The organism is Pseudomonas sp. ACM7, from assembly GCF_004136015.1.
In the GTDB taxonomy this organism is placed as follows: Bacteria; Pseudomonadota; Gammaproteobacteria; order Pseudomonadales; family Pseudomonadaceae; genus Aquipseudomonas; species Aquipseudomonas frigoris.
This window is the reverse complement of record NZ_CP024866.1, coordinates 6,219,170-6,237,004: the sequence shown is the minus strand read 5'-3', so window position 1 is coordinate 6,237,004 and position 17,835 is coordinate 6,219,170. Positions and strand designations below refer to the sequence as shown.

General features: G+C 61.3%; 20 protein-coding genes and 1 pseudogene. 10 read left to right on the top strand and 11 right to left on the bottom strand.

All coding sequences use genetic code 11. The features are described from left to right. Positions 1-9: 9 nt before the first annotated feature. The 5 genes from CUN63_RS29790 to CUN63_RS29770 all read left to right on the top strand — a co-directional run bounded on the left by CUN63_RS29790 (position 10) and on the right by CUN63_RS29770 (position 4,437). Complete coding sequence (locus CUN63_RS29790) at positions 10-1,299, top strand: nitrous oxide reductase family maturation protein NosD (RefSeq protein WP_129444735.1); 1,290 nt, start codon at positions 10-12, stop codon at positions 1,297-1,299. After that, entirely contained in the window at positions 1,296-2,219 is a 924-nt protein-coding gene (locus CUN63_RS29785) for an ABC transporter ATP-binding protein (protein ID WP_129444734.1), read from the top strand. Before CUN63_RS29790 ends, CUN63_RS29785 begins: the two co-directional genes overlap by 4 nt. Further along, on the top strand, positions 2,216-3,046 hold the full coding sequence (locus CUN63_RS29780; protein WP_129444733.1) for an ABC transporter permease: 831 nt from the start codon (positions 2,216-2,218) through the stop codon (positions 3,044-3,046). Before CUN63_RS29785 ends, CUN63_RS29780 begins: the two co-directional genes overlap by 4 nt. 33 nt (positions 3,047-3,079) lie before the next feature. Further along, positions 3,080-3,583, top strand: coding sequence for a nitrous oxide reductase accessory protein NosL (locus tag CUN63_RS29775; RefSeq protein WP_129444732.1), 504 nt, complete (start codon positions 3,080-3,082; stop codon positions 3,581-3,583). A 110-nt stretch (positions 3,584-3,693) separates the two neighbouring features. Then, positions 3,694-4,437, top strand: coding sequence for an SDR family NAD(P)-dependent oxidoreductase (locus CUN63_RS29770; RefSeq protein WP_129444731.1), 744 nt, complete (start codon positions 3,694-3,696; stop codon positions 4,435-4,437). A gap of 169 nt (positions 4,438-4,606) precedes the next feature. Here CUN63_RS29770 and CUN63_RS29765 read toward each other — a convergent pair whose 3' ends face one another. The 11 genes and pseudogenes from CUN63_RS29765 to CUN63_RS29715 all read right to left on the bottom strand — a co-directional run bounded on the left by CUN63_RS29765 (position 4,607) and on the right by CUN63_RS29715 (position 13,843). Continuing rightward, positions 4,607-6,100 (bottom strand): nitrite reductase, encoded by a 1,494-nt coding sequence (locus CUN63_RS29765; RefSeq protein ID WP_129444730.1) that lies wholly within the window; start codon positions 6,098-6,100, stop codon positions 4,607-4,609. Beyond that, on the bottom strand, positions 6,097-6,936 hold the full coding sequence (gene cobA, locus CUN63_RS29760) for a uroporphyrinogen-III C-methyltransferase (protein ID WP_129444729.1): 840 nt from the start codon (positions 6,934-6,936) through the stop codon (positions 6,097-6,099). Before cobA ends, CUN63_RS29765 begins: the two co-directional genes overlap by 4 nt. Before the next feature lie 73 nt (positions 6,937-7,009). Continuing rightward, positions 7,010-8,185 (bottom strand): annotated as a pseudogene (nirJ, locus tag CUN63_RS29755) (heme d1 biosynthesis radical SAM protein NirJ); the annotation flags it as partial. 229 nt (positions 8,186-8,414) lie between these two features. After that, positions 8,415-8,915: an Lrp/AsnC family transcriptional regulator gene (locus CUN63_RS29750; protein ID WP_129444727.1), complete on the bottom strand. Its 501-nt coding sequence runs from the start codon at positions 8,913-8,915 to the stop codon at positions 8,415-8,417. After that, positions 8,890-9,333: an Lrp/AsnC family transcriptional regulator gene (locus CUN63_RS29745; protein WP_129444726.1), complete on the bottom strand. Its 444-nt coding sequence runs from the start codon at positions 9,331-9,333 to the stop codon at positions 8,890-8,892. The genes CUN63_RS29750 and CUN63_RS29745 overlap by 26 nt, the downstream gene beginning before the upstream one ends. Further along, the gene (locus tag CUN63_RS29740) at positions 9,326-9,841 is read right to left on the bottom strand and encodes an Lrp/AsnC family transcriptional regulator (RefSeq protein ID WP_129444725.1); all 516 of its coding nucleotides are present in this window, start codon (positions 9,839-9,841) and stop codon (positions 9,326-9,328) included. The genes CUN63_RS29745 and CUN63_RS29740 overlap by 8 nt, the downstream gene beginning before the upstream one ends. Then, a complete protein-coding gene (locus CUN63_RS29735; RefSeq protein WP_129444724.1) occupies positions 9,838-10,296 on the bottom strand; it encodes an Lrp/AsnC family transcriptional regulator in 459 nt (152 codons plus the stop codon). The genes CUN63_RS29740 and CUN63_RS29735 overlap by 4 nt, the downstream gene beginning before the upstream one ends. A gap of 1 nt (position 10,297) precedes the next feature. Beyond that, positions 10,298-11,476, bottom strand: coding sequence for a cytochrome D1 domain-containing protein (locus CUN63_RS29730; protein ID WP_129444723.1), 1,179 nt, complete (start codon positions 11,474-11,476; stop codon positions 10,298-10,300). Beyond that, the gene (locus tag CUN63_RS29725) at positions 11,473-11,796 is read right to left on the bottom strand and encodes a cytochrome c (protein ID WP_129444722.1); all 324 of its coding nucleotides are present in this window, start codon (positions 11,794-11,796) and stop codon (positions 11,473-11,475) included. Before CUN63_RS29725 ends, CUN63_RS29730 begins: the two co-directional genes overlap by 4 nt. A 19-nt stretch (positions 11,797-11,815) precedes the next feature. Further along, positions 11,816-12,130 carry a c-type cytochrome gene (locus CUN63_RS29720; protein ID WP_033062188.1) on the bottom strand — a complete coding sequence of 105 codons (315 nt, stop codon included), beginning with the start codon at positions 12,128-12,130 and terminating at the stop codon, positions 11,816-11,818. Between the two features lie 24 nt (positions 12,131-12,154). After that, entirely contained in the window at positions 12,155-13,843 is a 1,689-nt protein-coding gene (locus CUN63_RS29715; RefSeq protein ID WP_129444721.1) for a nitrite reductase, read from the bottom strand. Positions 13,844-14,042: 199 nt separating this feature from the next. On the opposite strand from CUN63_RS29715, the gene CUN63_RS29710 reads away from it, so the two are divergent. From CUN63_RS29710 to CUN63_RS29685, 5 genes are all read left to right on the top strand, one after another. Further along, a complete protein-coding gene (locus CUN63_RS29710) occupies positions 14,043-14,846 on the top strand; it encodes a CbbQ/NirQ/NorQ/GpvN family protein (protein ID WP_129444720.1) in 804 nt (267 codons plus the stop codon). Continuing rightward, positions 14,830-15,417 carry a cytochrome c oxidase subunit 3 gene (locus tag CUN63_RS29705; RefSeq protein ID WP_129444719.1) on the top strand — a complete coding sequence of 196 codons (588 nt, stop codon included), beginning with the start codon at positions 14,830-14,832 and terminating at the stop codon, positions 15,415-15,417. Before CUN63_RS29710 ends, CUN63_RS29705 begins: the two co-directional genes overlap by 17 nt. A gap of 10 nt (positions 15,418-15,427) precedes the next feature. After that, the gene (locus CUN63_RS29700; protein WP_129444718.1) at positions 15,428-15,685 is read left to right on the top strand and encodes a cytochrome C oxidase subunit IV family protein; all 258 of its coding nucleotides are present in this window, start codon (positions 15,428-15,430) and stop codon (positions 15,683-15,685) included. Between the two features lie 247 nt (positions 15,686-15,932). Further along, a complete protein-coding gene (locus tag CUN63_RS29690) occupies positions 15,933-16,373 on the top strand; it encodes a cytochrome c (RefSeq protein ID WP_129444716.1) in 441 nt (146 codons plus the stop codon). Between the two features lie 3 nt (positions 16,374-16,376). After that, complete coding sequence (locus CUN63_RS29685) at positions 16,377-17,804, top strand: cbb3-type cytochrome c oxidase subunit I (protein ID WP_129444715.1); 1,428 nt, start codon at positions 16,377-16,379, stop codon at positions 17,802-17,804. The last annotated feature ends 31 nt before the right edge of the window (positions 17,805-17,835 follow it).

Sequence of the window (17,835 nt, the reverse complement as noted above, 5' to 3'; positions counted from 1 at the left end):
AGCGAAGCAATGACTGATAGCAAGGGAAACCCGGTGAAGGTCATTGCGCTTGCGCTCCTACTGATGTCCGGCAGCGCGCTGGCGGTGCAACCCATCACCACGTTGCCGTTGACGGTGGATGCCGATCAACGCTGGCACCTGCCGGCAGGGGAATACCGTGGTTCGTTCAGCGTCGATCAACCGATGCAGATTGTCTGCGAGCCGGGCGCGGTATTTCAGGGCGAGGGGCAGGGCAACGGTTTGATCATCAGTGCGCCGGATGTCGGCATTGAGGGCTGCACCTTTCTGGACTGGGGCCACGACCTCACGGCCATGAACGCGGCAGTGTTTATCCAGCCCAAGGCCCATGGCGCGGTGATTAAAGGCAATCGCCTGCAAGGCCAGGGGTTCGGTATCTGGGTCGACGGCACTGCGGATGTGAGCCTGATCGACAACCGCATTCAGGGTGATCCGACGATGCGCTCGCAAGATCGCGGCAACGGCATTCATCTGTATGCCGTGCATGGCGCCAAGGTCATTGGCAACCAGGTGCGCGACACCCGCGATGGCATCTACATCGACACCTCCAACGGCAACCTGCTGCAAGGCAATACCCTGGAAGACCTGCGCTACGGCGTGCATTACATGTTCGCCAACGATAACCAACTGATCGGTAACACCACCCGCCGTACCCGCACCGGCTACGCCTTGATGCAAAGCCGCAAGCTCACGGTGATCGGCAATCGCTCCGAACAGGATCAGAACTACGGGATCCTGATGAACTACATCACCTATTCAACCTTGCGTGACAACTTCGTCACTGACGTGCGCGACGGCTCGACCGGCGACAGCATGATCAGCGGCGCCGAGGGCAAGGCGTTGTTCATCTACAACTCGCTGTTCAACAGCATCGAACACAACCACTTCGAGCACAGCGCCGTGGGCATCCATCTCACCGCGGGCTCGGAAGATAACCGCATCGCCGACAACGCTTTTGTTGGCAACCAGCGGCAGGTCAAGTACGTCGCCACCCGCTTGCAGGAATGGTCAGCGGATGGCCGGGGCAATTACTGGAGCGATTACCTGGGCTGGGACCGCAACAACGACGGCCTCGGCGATATCGCCTACGAACCCAATGACAACGTCGACCGTCTGCTGTGGCTGTACCCGCAGGTGCGACTGTTGATGAACAGCCCCGGCATCGAGTTGCTGCGCTGGGTGCAACGGGCCTTTCCGGTGATGAAATCGCCGGGAGTGCTCGACAGTCATCCGCTGATGAAGTCATCCACTCAAACCCTGACCCAGGAGCCCAACGCATGAACGTCATCGACCTACAAGGCGTGAGCCAGCGCTATGGGCGCGCCACCGTGTTGCATCGGTTGAACCTCAGCCTGGCGGAAGGTGAAGTGCTGGGTTTGTTCGGGCACAACGGCGCGGGCAAGACCACCAGCATGAAACTGGTGCTTGGCCTGCTCCAGCCCAGCGAAGGGCAGGTCAGGGTGTTCGGCCGTTTGCCCAGTGATCCCCACGTGCGGCGCTTGCTTGGTTATCTGCCGGAGAACGTGACCTTTTACCCGCAGCTGAGCGGTCGTGAGACCTTGCGCCATTTCGCGCGACTCAAAGGCGCCGCGTCCGCTCAGGTGGACGTACTGCTGGAGGAGGTCGGCCTGGCCGGTGCGGCGTATCGGCGGGTCAAGACCTACTCCAAAGGCATGCGCCAACGCCTGGGGCTGGCGCAAGCGCTGCTCGGCGAGCCGCGTTTGTTGCTGCTAGACGAGCCGACCGTCGGCCTCGATCCCATCGCCACCCAGGATCTTTATCGCTTGCTCGATCGCCTGCGCAGCCAGGGCACCAGCATCATTCTCTGTTCTCACGTGTTGCCGGGTGTTGAGGCGCACATCAACCGCGCAGCGATTCTGACCCAGGGCCGCCTGCTGGCTCTGGGCAGTCTGCACAGTTTGCGCGAGGAAGCCGGGTTGCCGACGCTGATTCGCGCCAACGGCCTGAAGCACGCCGGGCCCTTGCAGCAACGCTGGAACAACGCCGGGCACGTCACCGAGCGCTGGGGCGTCGAAGGTCTTGAAGTCGCCGCGCTCAATGGCAGCAAGCTCGGGCTGTTGCGCCAACTGCTCAATGAAGACGAACCGGCTGACTTGGAAATCCATCAGCCGTCTCTGGAAGATATTTACCGCTACTACATGAGCCGGGCCGCTGCGGCGCCGATCGGGGAGGCCGTATGAACGCTGTCTGGAACATGGCCCGCAAGGAATTCAGCGACGGTTTGCGCAATCGCTGGTTGCTGGCGATCAGTGTGTTGTTCGCGGTGCTGGCCATCGGCATCGCCTGGCTGGGCGCCGCGGCCTCCGGGCAATTGGGTTTCACGTCGGTGCCGGCTACCATCGCCAGCCTCGCCAGTCTGGCGACGTTTTTGATGCCGTTGATTGCGTTGCTGTTGGCCTATGACGCCATCGTCGGCGAGGACGAGAGCGGCACGTTGCTGCTGTTGCTGACGTATCCGCTGGGTCGCGGGCAGATCCTGCTCGGCAAGTTCGTCGGCCACGGGTTGATCCTGGCGCTGGCGACACTGATCGGTTTCGGCTGCGCCATGCTGGCCATCGCGGTGCTGGTGGACGATGTCGAACTGAGCCTGCTGCTCTGGGCCTTTGGCCGGTTCATGGCGTCGTCGACGTTGCTGGGCTGGGGGTTTCTGGGGCTGGCCTATGTGCTGAGCAGTGTGTCCGCCGAGAAATCCACGGCGGCCGGGCTGGCGTTGGGTGTCTGGTTCTTCTTCGTGCTGGTGTTCGATCTGGCTTTGCTGGCGCTGTTGGTGCTCAGCGAAGGGCAGTTCAACCCCAAAGTGCTGCCCTGGTTGCTGCTGCTCAACCCCGCTGACATCTACCGCCTGATCAACCTCTCCGGTTTTGAGCCCGGCGCCAGTACCGCGGGTGTGCTGACGCTGGGCAGCGATTTGCCGATGCCGGGCTCGATGCTCTGGCTGTGCCTGTCGCTCTGGGTGGCGCTGCCATTGGGCTCGGCCTGGCTGTTGTTTCGTCGCCGGGCGACATGAATTTCCACTTTGATAGTTTTGGAGCAGTTGACGATGAGCACGTTTTATCTGACGACGGTCCGCGCTGTGGTGGGCCTGATGATGTGTCTGTTGCTGACGGCCTGTGACAACCCGGCACAAGCCACCTACAGCAGCGCCGCTGCAGCCTTTCATCCCAGTGATGAATGCCATGTCTGCGGAATGATCATCAACGGATTCCCCGGGCCCAAGGGCGAGGTCGTCGAGCGGGCCGGGGTCAAGAAGTTCTGCTCCACGGCGGAAATGATCGGTTGGTGGTTGCAGCCGGAAAATCATCATGGCGATGCCAGACTGTATGTCCACGACATGGGCCGTAGCCCTTGGAATGCGCCGGATGACGCTCACCTGATCGATGCCAAAGACGCGTTCTACGTGGTCGGCACCCAACTCAAAGGTGCCATGGGCGTGGTGCTGGCGTCCTTCTCCAGTCGCGAGGCCGCTGAAAAGCTTGCCGCTGAACAGGGCGGTCACTTGCTGCGGTTCAGCGAGATCACTCCGGCGCTGCTGCAGCAACACTAACGACGTCGAAAAAATCTGATCGCCGTCAAGTCGTTTTTTCTTCTCCTGTTCAAAGATAGGGACTCGCTATGTCCCCAGTGCTTGGCATCCGTGATGCCCAGGAGTAAATGATGAAAACCGAGTTTCAGGATCGTTTGGCGGTGGTCACGGGTGCCAGCTCCGGGATTGGCCTGGCACTGTGCGCCGCGCTGTTACCGCGCGGGGTCAAGGTGCTTGCGATGTCGCGGACCCTCGGTGAATTGCCGGCCTTGCAGCAGATCTACGGCGAACGGTTGCAGTGGTTTGCCGGGGACGTCACGAGCCAGCAAGACCTGCGCGAACTGTCCGAGCGCGCGGCGGCGATGGGTCCCGTGGACTATCTGGTGCCCAACGCGGGGATTGCCGAAATGGCCGACAGCCTGGATATGCAGGCCTTCCAGCGCCAGTGGGCGGTCAACGGTGCTGGGGCGTTGAATACGCTGGCGGCGTTGCGGGGTGAATTGGCGAACCCGGCGTCGGTGGTGTTTGTCGGGAGTTTCCTGACCGGTTCGAGCTTCCCCGGGTTGGCCGCCTGCATTGCCAGCAAGGCTGCGCTCGCGGCTCAGGCGCGGACGCTGGCGGTGGAATTTGCTAGTTTTGATGTACGCATTAATCTGGTCTCGCCGGGACCGACGGCGACCTCGATGTGGGACAACTTGGGGTTGAGCGAAGATCAGCTTGAAGACACCGCTACTCACCTCACCAAACGCCTGCTGCCGGGTCACTTTCTCGACGCGGCGGCGGTGGCCAATGTGATTGTCTTTCAGCTGTCGCAGGGTGCACGGGGTGTCTATGGTCAGGACTGGAAGGTCGATAACGGTTACACCTTGGGCTGAAGGGTAAATGTTTACGTTCGGAGTACATAGAGTACATATCCGTTGTTACGGTAACGGCCACTTAGGGTTCCGCCCTTACGGCGGGTTACTTGGGGCTTTTCCAAGTGACTCGCTGTAAGAGCGAAACCGCCAGCCGCCGTTACCGAAGAAACGGATATACACCCAAGGCCTAGTGCGAAGTCCCCTCGGCAAACTCAATCTTGTTCCCCACGTTGTACTTGCCCGAAGGCTTGTTCATCGGAATACGTTTGATCTCCTTCAGGGAGTTGCTGTCGTAAACGATCAGCGCACCGTCGGTGGCCCAAATGCTCAACAGCAGGTAACGACCGTCACGGGTGAACTCAACGTGAGCGGCGGTTTTGCCGGGCATCGGGCGCAGCGTGTGGGCGATCTCCAGGGTCTGTTTGTCGATCAGGTGGATCGCATCGTTGTCGGGCCCGAAGAACACGTCGCTCCAGGCATACCGTGAGTTGACGTGACTGCGCATGAAGAAACCCGGCCCCAGGGTCGGGATTTCCTTGATCAGTTTCCAGGTCTTGAAGTCGATGACCGAGATCAGCCCCTTGCTGATATTCGGCGTGGCGAACACCCACTCGCCGTTGCGTTTCCAATAGGTCCCCGAGCCCAAATGCGGCATGCCCGGCAGCGGTATGTCGGTGACCACCTTGCCGCTGTCGAGGTCGATCACTTGACCGCCCTGGGCCTTGCGCGACGTGGCCAGCAGCTGTTTGTAGTCCGGTGAAAAAGAGAAATCGTCGAGAAAGTCCCCGGCCGGGATCCGCCGTGGTTCGAAATCCGGTGTGCCGGCCCAGGACAGTTCCCAGACTTCCTTCACGTCCTTGAGCGCCACGATAAAACTGTCCCGCGGCGGGGCGGAGTAGACCGCGCTGACCCGTGACGCGGTGCCGTCCTGACCGATGGCGGGAATGGTTTTGACCAGCGACAGATCGCGGGCATCGAGCACTACAAGATTGCCGGGCAAATAGTTGCCCACCAGCACCCAGCGTCCATCCTTGCTCACCGCCAGGTTGCGGGTGTTGAGACCGGCGCGGACCTCGGCGATCAACTTCAGGTTGTGCAAGTCATACAGGCTGATCCAGCCGTCACGGGAGGCGAAGTAGACGAAGCGTCCGTCCGGCGAAAACTTCGGCCCGCCATGCACGGCAAAGTGCGAAGCAAACCGCGCCAGCACTTCAAAGCGGTCACCGTCGAGGATGTCGATGTGATGGTCGCCGGCTTCCACCACCACGAACAGGTTCAGCGGGTCGGCGCCATGCTGGGGCGTGGTGGGCAGTTTGCCGAGATCCGCGAGCATCGAGTGACTGCCGAGAATTTCGTCATTGCTCCAGGTGGGCGGGGTGGCGGGCGGTTGCTGAAGGTAATCCACCAGCGCGTCGATCTGCGTGGGGCTGAACACAGTGGCATACCCGGCCATTTGGCTCGCGGGGCGGCCGTTCTGGATCACGCTGCGAATTTCGTCTGGTTTGATCCGGCTGAGACTCTCCGGCAACAACGCCGGCCCCGCACCGCCGAGACGGTTAATGCCGTGACAGCTCTGGCAATGCTGCTGATAGTTTTCCGCCGCCTGTTCAAATGCCGGAGCCGCTGCGCCGGCCTGGGCCGTACTGACCCATAAAAGCTGGGCAAGGATCATGCGCCTCATATCGCCACCTTGGCGTGGCGTTGCAGTGCTTGGGCCGGGTAAAGCCGCGCCGGGTATTCCAGTTGTTCTGCGCCAAACAGATCGACCACGGTGCCGATCACCGTCAGTGTCGGAATGCCCGGTGGACAATCCAGCGCCAGGGTCGGTAATTGGTGCAGCTTGCCACGGGCGACGTGCTGGTCGGGACGCGTGCCGTTGCTGATCAGCGCCGCCGGTGTGTCGGCCGACAACCCGGCTTCGATCAAACGCTGAGCGATGATCCCCAGGTTCGACAAGCCCATGTAAAACACCAACGTCTGGCTACTGTCGGCGAGGCTGCTCCAGGGCAGCGACAACTCGCCATCGCGCTGCAAATGGCCGGTAATGAATCGGCAGGAATTGACCAGGTCGCGGTGGGTCAACGGTATGCCTGCGTAAGCGCTGCAACCCGACGCGGCGGTGATGCCCGGCACCACCTGGCAGTCGATGCCGCGTTGCAGCAGGTACTCCAGCTCCTCGGCGCCGCGACCAAAAATGAACGGGTCGCCGCCCTTGAGCCGGACCACGCGCTGCCCTTGATCGGCGAGGTCGGCCAGCAGTTCGTTGATCTGTTCCTGGGGCAGGCTGTGGCAGCCGCTGGCCTTGCCGACGTAATGGCGGGCGCAGGTGAGGGGGATCAACGACAGCAGTTCGGGGCTGATCAGTCGGTCATAGACCACGGCGTCGGCCTGCATCAGCAGGCTCCAAGCGCGCAGGGTCAGCAGGCGTGGATCGCCGGGGCCGGCGCCGACCAGGGCAACTTCGCCCGGTCGGAACGGGGACTCAAGTGAGGCCGGTATAGCAATTGATGGAGGCATGGGACGTCCTTGGTGCTTCATCAGGTTGGCCGGCCCCAGCCTTTGTCAGGTGGTTGGCCGGACGGGCTATTCGGTGGGTGATGCAAGGGATGGTGGGTAATGGCGGCACACCGATTTCGTCATCGCTGAGATGACAGCCGGGGTCCTGGCCCCACAGATCTCCCTCGGCCCAGGCGCGGGTTCGGGTATTGCCGTTGCAGATGGGCAACCAGCGGCATTGCGCGCAACGACCGCCGACGGCTCGGGGATGTTCACGCAGGCGCAACAACAGGGCATCCGGCTGATCCAGCCACAACGTGCGGAACGGCGTGCGGCGGACATTGCCCACTGAGTGCTGCCACCAGTAGGTGTCCGGGTGCACTTCGCCGGTGTTGTCGATGTTGGCAATGCCGCTGCCCGACGCGTTGCCGCCCCAGGCGCGGAGCATGTTTTCCAGGCGTGGGTAATGCTCGGGCAGACGAAGGCCTGCCCATTGCAGAAGCAAAATGGCGTCGGCATCGTTGTTGCCGCTGACAAAGTCGCTGTCGCGGCCCTGTTGAATGTCTTCCCAGGCGCGCTCAAAGATCAACGTCATGGCCTCGCGGCTCATCTGCTGGTGCGCGTCGAGTTTGCGGCTGCGTTTACCGCGACCGCTGTAGTTGAGGTGCGACAGGTAAAACTTTTGCACGTCGTACTCGCGCATCAGCGCGAGTAATTGGGGCAGTTGCGCATGGTTTTCCTGGGTCAGGGTGGTGCGCAGGCCGACGCGAATGCCCTGTTCGCGACAGAGCCGGATCGCCTGCATGGAACGGGCGAAGCTGCCCTTGAGTTGGCGGAAGGCGTCATGGGTGGCTTCCAGGCCATCGATGCTGATCCCGACGTAGTCGAAATTCGCCGCGCTGATCTGCGCGATGTTCTGCTCATCGATCAGTGTGCCGTTGGTGGACAAGGCCACAAAGAAACCCTTGGTCCGGGCGTAGGCACTGAGCACAAACAGATCCTCGCGCAACAGCGGCTCGCCACCGGAAAGAATCAACACCTTCACCCCGGCATCGTGCAGGTCGTCGATCACGGTCAGCGCAGCGGCCGTATCCAGTTCATCGCGAAAGACACTGTCGGCCGAGGTGGCGTAGCAATGTTTGCAGGTCAGGTTGCAGCGCCTGAGCAGGTTCCAGATCACCACCGGCGCCCGGTTACTGCCCGGTGGACTGGTTCTCGGCGCAGGGGCCTGGCCGGCCAGTGCACGCAGGTATTGGCTGATCCTCAACATGTAACTCTCCTTCAGTCAGAGCGTGTTCAGCGCGAAGCAATAGGCAAACGCAAGCCTGATGCCCGTAGCAGCTGTCGAGCTTGCGAGGCTGCGTTCGGCTGCGAAGCAGTCGTAAAACCTGTGTGCGTGGTGTGTCTGACATACCGCACTGCCTGATTTCACGACTGCTGCGTCCGATCGCGGCCCGAACCGAACGCAGGCTTCGCCAGCTGCTACAAGGTATGCGTTGCTAACTGACCGGCATCAGGCGCAAGCCGGTTTTTTTCAGGATGCGGCTGCTCACCAGCATCTCGTCGGCCCCACAGGCGTCGCCCAGCAAGTAGCGCAGGTGCTCGCGGTAGCTGTTGATTTCATCGCTGCTGCGGCCATGCACCATGGCGAACAGGTTGTAGCGCCAGTCGGTTCGGCGTGGGCGGCGATAGCAGTGGCTGACGAAGGGTTGCGCGCTGATCAGCGCGCCAAGGCGCGGCATCTCGGTGTCGCGCACATCCCAGACCGTCATGCCGTTATGGCGATAGCCCAGCCGGTAGTGATTGGGCACGGCGGCAATCCGCCGAATCGCGCCCTCGGCCTGCAAGCGCTTGAGCAGATCCAGGGTGGCTTCGATGTTCAGCCCCAGCTGTTCGGCGAGCCACGCCCACGGGTCGTCCAGCAGCGGCAGACCGGCCTGGGTCAACACGATCAGACGCTGGACGAGGGTGTCTTCAGGCCGGGAAATACAGACCGACATGGTAGGTCTCCTCTTTGGGCAGGTTGAGCAGCGGCAAGCCGGTCAGGGTTTCGATGCGGTGCAGGGTCTCGGTCAGGTCATGTTCAGTTGCGCAGGCGAGCACGAACCACATGTTCCAGGCGTGTTCGCGTCGGTAGTTGTGCGCCACTTCAGGCAGGCCATGCAGTTGCTCGGCGACGTCGTCGAAACGCTCTTCCGGGACAGCCAGTGCGGCGAGGGTGAAGGCGCCGCCCAGCCGTTCAATGTCGAACATCGGGCCGAAGCGTGTGAGCACGCCGTCATCGAGCAGGGCATGCAGTCGGTCGAGCAGTTCTGTGCTGCTGCTCTGCAGTTCGGCAGCCAATACCCGCCAGGGGTGGCGCACCAGCGGCAGGCCCAGTTGCAAGCGGTTGATCAGGCGACGGTCGAGGTCATCCATGGGTCGGTGCTCCTGTGCGCGAGGGCGCAAATCGGCCGCCGCACTGTTTGAAGACCTGGGTGCTGAACAGCAATTGATGGGGCAGGTCGCTCAGCAGATGCTCTTCAAGCAATGCCTGAATCTGCGCCTCCACCTGGTCACGTTGGCGCCCGTGCACCATGCAAAACAGGTTGTACCGCCACTGCGGCAAGCGCCGGGGCCGTTGATAGCAAAGGTTAATGCCGGGCGCTCGCCCCAGGCGCTGGCCGACCTCGTCGATCAGCGCATCAGGAATATCCAGCACCAGCATGGCGTTGGCGGTAAAGCCCAGCGCGCGATGGTGCAGCACCAGTCCGATACGGCGAAACAGCCCTTGCTCGCTCCACTGGCGCATTTGTTCGAGCACCTGGTTTTCGTCGGTGTTTATCCGTTCGGCGAGTTCCTGATAGGGGCGCGCTACCAGCGGCAATCCGCCTTCAAGGTGCCGGCGCAGCGCCAGCGCTTGTTTGGGGCTCAATCCGGGCTTCATGAGTTTTCTCCCAGGGCAAAGCCGAGGTCGATGCGGTAGGCGGTCAACATCGGCAGGTCCAGCAGCATGAGGCCGGTGTCGTCCTCCAGTTCTTTGAGCACACGGTCGATGTGTTGGCGATCAGGGCCGGTCAGCACAAACCACAGGTTGTAGAAATGCTCCCGTGCGTAGTTGTGATTGACCGCGGGGTACTGACTGACACGATCGGCCACCTGTTGCAGGTGTTCGGCGGGCACGGCGAGGGCGGCGAGGGTACTGGCCCCGGCGCGGCTGTGTTCGAACACCGGACCGATGCGTGAGAGGGTGCCGGCCCGGTCCATTTCTTCCAGGCAGGCCATTACTTGCGATTCGCGGCACCCGAGAATCCGCGCCATCTCTTTGTACGGTGTCGGGCACAGCGGCATGCCGTGCTGGAAGCGGTCGATGAGTTGGCGGCTGAGCAGTTCAAGGTCCATTTCAATACCCCATTTTCTGCGCGCGACTGCTAAAGAAGATGCCGCTTGGCGCGGAGGCTGGCAGGGTACTCAGCAGCTTCAGGCTGTACGGATCCCAGACTTGAACCTGATCGCCGTCGCGTAACGACAGCCACAGCTGGTCGCCGCGTGCGGTGAATTCCATGTGCAACACTGCCGGCCCCGGCTTCAGATCCGCGACCACGGCATGGGTTTCGGTGTCGATGACCTGAACCCGGTCGTTGTCCGGGTAGGCGAAATTGACCCATAGCTGTCGGCCGTCCGGGCGCGAGGTAACGAACACCGGTTGACCGGCGAGCGGGATCACCGCGGTCTGCTGCCAGCTGAGTGAATCCATCACCAACACTTGATGCCGGCCGACGGCGGGTACGAAGGCCTGATTGTCGGCGACGGCCCAGCCTTCCAGGTGCGGCATCTTGTAGACCGGGAGTTTCGCCTGGCCTCGTCCGTAGTCGCCGAGTACCCGTTGCACGCCGCGCTCTGGATGCCAGAGGTCGAGTTGCGCCATGCCGTCTTCACCGAACAGGCCGGCCATGTAATAGCGCCCATCGGGGGTAATTAGGGCGTCGTAGGGTTGCTCACCGATGCCGGTGAAACGGCTGATCTGCGGTGTGTTGCCCTGACTGAAATCGGCGGTCCAGATCTCGCCGGTATCGAACAGGCTGAACACAAAACGTTGCCCCGGCGCGTCGACCAGGCCGACCACCCGGGAGCGCTTGCTGCTATCGGCGAGCGGCGTGGCCGGAATATCGGCCACCTGCTGCAGGGTGTCGGCATCGAACACCTTGACCCCGCCGGGCACGTAGTTGGACACCGCGATCAACTTGCCGTCCTGACTGATGGCCCCGCCAATGCTGTTGCCACCCTGGATAACTCGATGATCGATACGTCGGGTCAGCAAATCGATTTTGCTCAACCCGCCGTCGCGCCCGAACACATAGGCATAGCGCTGGTCACGCGAGAACACCACCGAGGCATGGGACAGGTCGCCGAAACCTTCGAGTCGGGCCAGCGCGGTGTGGGTGTCGCTTTCGATGATTTGCACGCTACCGGTGGCGCGCTCCACGACCACGCCCAGATCACCGGTGCCGCGCAACGGTGGTTGAACGCAAGCGGACAACAACAGCCCGGTCGCCGCTGACAGCAGGATTGAACGGATCATGATGCGGGATATCCCTGGATAAGAAGATCGACCAGCCAACGGATGTCGCCGGGGCTGAGCAACGGGGCCCAACCGGGCATCGCGGTGCCGGGCCGGCCTTGGCTGACGGTGGCAATCAGGCTGTCCCGTGACTTGCCGGCCAGCGCTGCGCGCGTCAGTTCGGGGCCCAGCCCGCCGGTGAGGTGCAGCCCATGGCAGGCGCCGCAGTCCTGGGTCAGCAGGTGTTCGAGTTGCACCTGACGCTGGGCGTCCGGCGCCGCAACCGCGGTTGCGCAAATGAGGAGGAGGGCCGCCAGAATCACAGCGTGTCGATAAACCATCTTGACGCCCTCCAGGCGGTTATTTGAGTGTCAGTACCCAGGTCGCGAGAATTTTTGCTTCTTCTTCAGTGACAGGGTTTGCCGGCATGGGCATCGGGCCCCAATTGCCTTGTGTACCGTTCTTGATGTGGCCAGCCAGGGTGTCCACGGCCCCGGGTACGCCAGCGTTCTTGGCCGCTACATCCTTGAGCGCCGGGCCGACAATCTTGGTGTCGACGGAATGACAGGCTGCGCAGGGTTTGCTCTTGAACAGCTCCAGCGCGTCTTGGGCCATGGCCGGCTGCACACTCAGCGCAGCGGTCAGGGCGAACAGTGAGAACAGAGTATTTTTCATGGTGTTTCCTTGCATTGATGGAGCTCAATAGATGTCGTGTTGGGTGTTGTAGACGTTGAACTTCCCGGTGGGTGTGATCAGTCGTTTGTCCTTGATGACTGACTTGAGCTTCAGGGTTTTGTCGTCGATCACCACCAGCGCCGACTCGTCTGCCTGGCCGCTCCACACGGAGAACCAGACTTCATCGCCGGCCTTGTTGTATTCCGGTTGCACGACGCGCATGGCGCCTTGTTTGATGCCGGCGTATTCGGCGATGGGCAGCACGGTGTAGCCGGCGTCGAGTTTGTCGATGTCGAACACCGCGACTGACTGGCTGAGTTTCGCGTCCGGGTTGAGGGTGGTGTCGACGTACAGGTGGCGAGAGTTGGGGTGGGTTTTGATAAACAGCGATCCGCCGCCCTGGCCCTTGAGTGAGGCGACCTGCTTCCAAGCGTATTGCGGGTGTTTGGTCGGGTCGGTGCCGATCAGCGAGATGCCGTCATCACCCAGGTGACTGGTGGCCCAGACCGGGCCGTAGGTCGGATGGTTGAAGTTGGCGCCGCGACCCGGATGAGGGGTTTTGCCGACGTCCACCAGCGCGGTCAACTTGCGCTCCTTGGAGTCGATCACGGCGACCTTGTTGGAGTTGTTGGCGGCGGTCATGAAGTAGCGGTGCGTGCTGTCCCAACCACCGTCATGCAGAAAGGGCGCGGCGTCGATGTAGGTGACGGTGAGGTTTTTGATGTCCTGGTAATTGACCAGCATGACCTTGCCGGTTTCCTTGACGTTGACGATGAACTCCGGCCATTCGTGGGAGGCGATAATCGCCGCGACCCGGGGTTCCGGGTGATATTCCTGCTTGTCGACGGTCATGCCGCGGGTCGAGACGATCTGCTTCGGCTCCAGGGTTTCGCCATCCATGATGGTGAATTGCGGCGGCCAATAAGAACCGGCGATGGTGTACTTGTCCTCGTAGCCCTTGAACTTGGAGGTCTCGACCGAGCGTGCCTCGATGCCCACTTTGACTTCGGCGACCTTGGTTGGCTCGACCGGCCACAGGTCGATCATGTCGATCCGCGCGTCTCGGCCAATCACCAGCAGGTAGCGACCTGAGGCAGAGATCCGCGAGATGTGCACCGCGTAACCGGTCTCGATGAGTTTGACGATCTTCTTGCTGTCACCGTCGATCAGGGCGATCTTGCCGTCATCGCGCAGCGTCACCGAAAACAGGTTGGGCAGGTTGAGTTTGCTCAGTTGCTTCTTTGGACGGTCCTCGGGCTTGACCAGCACTTTCCAGGTTTTCAGCGTCTCGGCCATGCCCCATTCCGGTGGCGTCGGCGGCGTGTGCTGAATGAACTTGGCCATGACCGTGATCTGATTCTTGGTCAGCGCATTGGACGTCCCCCAGTTCGGCATGCCCGCCGGTGAGCCGTAGGTAATCAAGGCCTCCAGATACGGTTGCCCGCGGCTCTGGGTAATGTCCGGTGTCAGCGGTTTGCCCGTCGCCCCTTTGCGCAAAACGCCGTGGCAGCCTGCGCAGCGCTGGAAGTAGATTTCCTTGGATGAGTCGAATTCGTCCTGGCTCATGTCGGGAGCACCAGCGGTTTTGACCATGGGCGGGGTGGCCGCGGCGGCGGGCTCTTCAGCGCTGGCGGCATGACTCACCGCCAGGGCCAGTGACGAACACAATGTGGCGAGGGTCAGGGCAAACGTTTTTCTATTGCTGATCAGCATTCCATTTCTCCTCAGGCAAGACCTTTGCGATGTGCTGAAACGGCAGCGCAGAACGCAGGTTCTTAGTGCCGTGCAAGGCTATGCCCGAGCAGGCCAATGTTCGCTTGACGACGATCAAGTTTGCCGGCCATCTCACTTGCCAGGTTGTCGCAGGGGCCCGTAGCGTGTTCCTTGAATCCGCTTTTGGAACAGGCAGCCCATGGACCGTACCCAGTCTTGCGAACACCCGATCGAACCCTTCTACCAACCGCTCAATAATGAAGAGGCGCTGTTCGAACAAGCCTGGCGACACGGCATGCCGGTGCTGATCAAAGGCCCGACGGGGTGCGGCAAAACCCGTTTCGTCCAGCACATGGCCCATCGGCTGAAACTGCCGCTGTACACCGTGGCTTGCCATGACGATCTGAGCGCGGCCGACCTGATCGGCCGTCACCTGATCGGTGCCCAGGGCACCTGGTGGCAAGACGGGCCACTGACCCGCGCGGTGCGTGAAGGCGGCATCTGTTACCTCGACGAAGTGGTCGAGGCGCGTCAGGACACCGTGGTCGTACTGCATCCACTGGCCGATGATCGTCGGGAGCTGTTCCTGGAACGCACCGGCGAAGTGCTGAAGGCGCCGCCGTCATTCATGCTTGTGGTGTCTTACAACCCCGGTTACCAGAACCTGCTTAAAGGCATGAAACCCAGCACCCGCCAACGCTTCGTGGCGATGCGCTTCGGCTATCCGCCAGTGGCCGATGAGGAACGCATCGTTGCCCGCGAGGCTCAGGTGGACAACGCGCTGGCGGCGCAAGTGGTGCGGCTGGGCCAGGCGCTGCGCCGGCTCGATCAACATGATCTGGAGGAGGTCGCCTCAACGCGACTGCTGATTTTCACGGCGCGTATGATCCGCTCCGGCATGAGCCCCCGTGAGGCGTGCATGGCCTGTCTGGCCGAGCCGCTGAGCGATGATCCGCTGACCGTCGCCGCGCTGATGGACGTGGTTGATGTCCACTTCGGCTGAGTCCACGGGCGTTTCGCAACGCCACTTGCCGGGCGATCTGGCGATGTGGTTTTTCATTCTGGCCGAGCTGTCGGTGTTCGCCATCCTGATCCTGGCGTTCGCCGTGACCCAGGCGCTCAAGCCGCAGATGTTCAGTGAAAGCCGTCTATTGCTGAACACCTCCACCGGGCTGGCGATGACCCTGAGCCTGCTCACCGCGGGGCTGCTCGCCGCGCTGGCGCAGGAGCAAGTCAGGCGCTCACGATCCCGTTACGGCGCCGTCTTCCTGCTGATGGCGTTGCTCGCTGCCAGTGTCTACGTGGGGCTGAAACTCACGGAATACCGACACTTGCTGGCCTCGGGGCTGGGCATGGAACACAACACCTTTTTCACGCTCTACTGGATCCTTACCGGTTTTCATTTTCTCCACGTAGTGCTCGGCATGGTCATTCTCGGATGGCTGGCCGAGCGCTGTCGCCGTGGCCTGTACGACGCCAGCAAGCGCAGTGGCTTTGAATCCGGCGTGTTGTATTGGCACATGGTCGATCTGATCTGGGTCATGCTGTTTCCGCTGGTCTACGTGCTGAGTTGACGAGGTTCTCATGTCTGTTTCCAGGGTTTTGCTCGTCTTTTGGGCAGCGCTCGCGACGTTAAGCGTCTGCACCGTGATGCTGGCGCAGGCCGGGGCGACGTGGTTGTTGTCGATTGTCATTTTGCTGGTGGCGGTCGGCAAGGCGTGGCTGATCACCGATGGGTTCATGGAGATGCGCCACGCGCCGCGACTGTGGCGCCGGTTGATGTTGAGCTGGGCGCTGGTGTTGGCGGCCGTTGTGGGGCTGACACTGGTGTCGTTCCACTGAAGGAACACCGTCTGTAAAACACCGCAAATCCAATGTGGGAGCGAGCTTGCTCGCGATGGGGTCATAACATTCAACATCTTCGTCGACTGTCAGACCGCCATCGCGAGCAAGCTCGCTCCCACATTGGATCTTCGTCAGCCATACGATCTATACCCGACCAAAACCATCTGCCTTTCTTGATCGCCATCAAGCAGGTTTCAACCCTTCGCTTCCTATCATGGACGGGCCAAGCAAAGAGGAAGCGACCATGTCAGAGACCTTCACCAAAGGCATGGCCAGGAATATCTACTTCGGGGGAAGCATTTTCTTCTTCCTGATATTCCTGGCCTTGACCTATCACACGGAACAGACCTTTCCGGCCCGCAGCAATGAAGCGCAGCTCACCGAGTCAGTGGTGCGCGGCAAGTTGGTCTGGGAGCAAAACAATTGCATCGGCTGCCACACGCTGCTGGGCGAGGGCGCCTACTTCGCGCCTGAGCTGGGCAACGTGTTCCAGCGGCGCGGCGGAGAAGCGGGCTTCAAACCCTTCCTGCATGCCTGGATGAAAATGCAGCCACTGGGCGTACCGGGCCGGCGCGCGATGCCTCAGTTCAAGTTGAGTGAACAGGAGGTGGATGACATCGCCGAGTTCCTCAAATGGAGCTCGAAAATCAACACCAATGGCTGGCCGCCAAACAAGGAGGGCTAAGCGATGAGCATTGCTAATCCGCATCTGAAATTCGCCTCGCAAGCCGTGGCCAAACCGTACTTCGTGTTTGCCCTGATCCTGTTTCTCGGTCAGGTGCTGTTCGGTTTGATCATGGGCCTGCAATACGTGATAGGGGACTTTCTGTTCCCGATCATTCCCTTCAACGTGGCGCGGATGGTGCACACCAACCTGCTGATCGTCTGGCTGCTGTTCGGGTTTATGGGCGCCGCCTATTACCTGATTCCGGAAGAGGCCGACCGCGAACTGCACAGTCCGAAACTGGCGATCATTCTGTTTTGGGTATTCGCCGCCGCTGGTGTGTTGACGATCCTGGGCTATCTGCTGGTGCCGTATGCCGGCCTGGCCAAGCTGACCCATAACGAACTACTGCCGACCATGGGACGAGAGTTCCTGGAACAGCCGACCATCACCAAGATGGGCATTGTGGTGGTGTGCCTGGGCTTCCTCTACAACATCGGCATGACCCTGCTCAAAGGTCGCAAGACCACCGTCAGCATGGTCATGATGACCGGGCTGATCGGGCTTGCGGTGTTCTTCCTGTTCTCCTTCTACAACCCCGGCAACTTGGCCCGCGACAAGTTCTACTGGTGGTGGGTGGTGCATCTTTGGGTAGAAGGCGTGTGGGAACTGATCATGGGTTCGATGCTGGCCTTCGTCCTGATCAAGATCACCGGTGTAGACCGGGAAGTCGTGGAGAAATGGCTCTACGTGATCATCGCCATGGCGCTGATAACGGGGATCATCGGTACCGGACACCACTTCTTCTGGATCGGTGCGCCCGAGGTCTGGTTGTGGGTCGGTTCAATCTTCTCGGCACTCGAACCGCTACCGTTCCTGGCCATGGTGATCTTCGCTTTCAGCATGGTGAAGAAACGTCGCCGGCAACACCCGAACCGCGCGGCCACGCTGTGGGCCAAGGGAACCGTGGTAACCGCCTTCTTCGGCGCTGGCGTCTGGGGTTTTCTGCATACCCTGGCTCCGGTCAACTTCTACACCCACGGTTCGCAGCTGACCGCGGCTCACGGTCACCTGGCCTTCTACGGTGCTTACGCGATGATCGTGATGACCTTGATCAGCTACGCCATGCCACGGCTGCGCGGATTGGGTGAAGCCGGTGATGAGCGCTCGCAGACCCTCGAAATCTGGGGCTTCTGGTTGATGACCCTGTCGATGGTGATGATCACGCTGTTCCTCACCGCTGCCGGTGTCGTACAGGTCTACCTGCAACGCTGGCAGGTCGATGGGGTTGCCTTGCCGTTCATGTCCACGGTCGAACATCTGCAGGTGCTGTTCTGGGCTCGTTTTGGCGCCGGTATCGGTTTCCTCGCAGGGCTGCTCTGTTACCTGTTCAGCTTCAAGCAACGTGGCCGCGCAGCCTTACGCGCCCCGGCTGCCGTTGTCCCTTCATGAGCCGGTGTAACGGCTAGAAAAGGTCGGCCCG